This window comes from Mesorhizobium sp. M1E.F.Ca.ET.063.01.1.1 (genome assembly GCF_003998155.1).
GTDB lineage: Bacteria > Pseudomonadota > Alphaproteobacteria > Rhizobiales > Rhizobiaceae > Mesorhizobium.
In genome coordinates this window covers 1-2060 of the sequence record NZ_RZSC01000921.1, presented here as the reverse complement: position 1 = coordinate 2060, position 2060 = coordinate 1, and the positions used below count along the sequence as shown (strand labels likewise).

At 64.3% G+C, this 2060-nt stretch carries 1 protein-coding gene and 1 pseudogene; one reads left to right on the top strand and one right to left on the bottom strand.

The annotated features are described in order from the left end of the window. Window positions 1-51: 51 nt before the first annotated feature. On the bottom strand, window positions 52-363 hold the full coding sequence (locus EOA29_RS34280; RefSeq protein ID WP_125000731.1) for a DUF736 domain-containing protein: 312 nt from the start codon (window positions 361-363) through the stop codon (window positions 52-54). Window positions 364-1174: 811 nt separating this feature from the next. Between EOA29_RS34280 and EOA29_RS34270 the strand changes: the two are divergent. Next, window positions 1175-2060: pseudogene (locus EOA29_RS34270) on the top strand (MFS transporter); the annotation flags it as partial.

Here is a 2060-nt window from a genome sequence, read left to right as displayed (position 1 = left end):
CTTGGGAACGGCCGAAGGCCCCGCCGTGCGGCGGAGCCCTCGTCGAGGCGATCAGTCCCGGTTGGGGCGAGACCAGATCAGCTGCAGGCCTTCCTCGCCTTCCACCTCGATCAAGGTGGCGTAGATCGGCGCGGGGAAGCTCGGGTCGTCCAGCTTGACCGAGAGGTAGTCGCGGCCCTCGTTGGAGACCTTCTGCCAGGCGGCTCCCAGTTCGACGCTACCCGAGTAGACGCGGAAGTGAGGGCCCTTGTCGGAAGGGTTCTCGACGCGGATCAGCTTGGCCTTGACGTTGAGGTTGAGGGTCTTGATGGCGCCGGAAAAGCCGGCGTTGCCGTTTGAGGTGAAAGTGCCGATGGTAGCCATGATGTCGTCTCCGTGAGTTTCTCGGGCCGCGACCACCGCGACCTCGATAGCGGTCGACAGACCGGAGGCGATCGGCCCGCACCCACCGGGGTCCCCGTTGCGCGTGCGCAATGGGGTGGTCCTTAGGGCCGGAACGACAGTGAAGGGCAGCCAGGACGAGGCTTTCTTGTTCCGCGCGGAATGATGGCGAAGCCAGCAGGGGAAGAAAGTCGCGGCCGGCTGTTGCGGGCTTGAGAACGAGGCGCAGCGTAGCGAAGACGGCCTTCGGTCAGACCAGCCCCATCGAGGACGCAGGTGGTGCGCCCTTCTATGAAACCGCCCGGCCAGACGACAGGCGAACCCTAGCGGCACGATCACCGCAACCGCAGCCACGGTGAGGTGCCATCAAGCCCGGCCGTCCCCGTCACGCATCATGGCAAAACTACCGACAGCCACAGCCGGAAAGGGACGCACCCGCCCCATCACTTCGGTCGATTGACGACCGGCCGACTGGCGAGACTCCGAGGGTCCGGCGTCTGCCGCTTAAGGATGGATGACCGCGAACACACGGAAATATCTATCCCGAGCGGTACGTCGGCAGGGGCCGGCTGATTTGGCTCGGCCCGCCGGGGTACTACCCGAACTGACCGGGTGCCAATGGCGGATCCTCAGCCGGCTGCAAGATAGGAATGGCTCTGCGCCACCCCAGATCATGCAGATAGTTGACGCACGCTGGGCATGGCCGCCTCGGCATTTTGGAGGTGAGAGGGATGCTCGGCGTTCCTGCATAGCTGCATCGCACAAAATGTGTTTGCGCATCGCCCAGCGTTTAGCCACTACTTACCTGGTCCCTTTGGGCACGATATGGCGCTGCAAGGGAAGGTTCGCTCTTCGCCTCTCCCGCGCGAGTCGATGAGGACGGCGATCTATGACGGGCTGCGCTTCACGGCGATGTCTTCGGAAATCAAGGCGGCGATCGCACGCGGAACCCTGTTTGGCCTGGCAAGCATCGCCATTCTCGCACTGCTGCCGCTGGTTGTCCGCGATCATCTGGGAGGCGGACCGCTCGCCTATGGCACGCTCATGGCAGGCTTCGGGACGGGCGCCGTCTTCGCCGGCATCTCCAACGGCACATTCAGACGGAGCTTGTCGCAAGAAGATGAAACTCGCGTGCGTCGCCTGCGCGGCCTGCTCCCTCTCCCTTGCACTGACCTCTTCGATTGCGGTGGCCGCACTTGCGCTCGCCTTGGGCGGCGCCGGCTGGGTCACCGCCTGGTCCGGGGTTGGCGTGAGCGTGCAGCTGGCGAGCCCGCGCTGGGTCGTGGGGCGCACGATTTCGATCTACTATGCATTGATAGATGGCGGCATCGCGGCCGGCAGCGGGTATGGGGCACGGTCTCCCAAAGCCATTCCCTGACATGGGCGCTGGAGGGTTCCGCTGGAGCGCTGCTGCTCGTCGCCGCAGCTGGCGTGCTGGTTCCTTTGCGCGAGCGCCACGAGTCCGAGCCCGATCCTTTGGAGGAATTCGACGCCCCGGCTGTCGCTCTCAATTTGAAGCCGAGAAGCGGTCCTATCGTGGTCAAGGTCGAATATCTGATAGCCGAGAGAAATGTCGAGGCCTTCCTCGAGCTCATGCGGCAGCGCAGGCATATCCACAGCCGCGTCGGTGCTCGGAACTGGACGCTTCAGCGCAACCTGCAGAAGCCCATGCAATGGAC

Coding starts and splice junctions, on each gene's coding strand:
- EOA29_RS34280 (WP_125000731.1), bottom strand. CDS start 363: ATGGCTACCATCGGCACTTTCACCTCAAACGGCAACGCCGGCTTTTCC.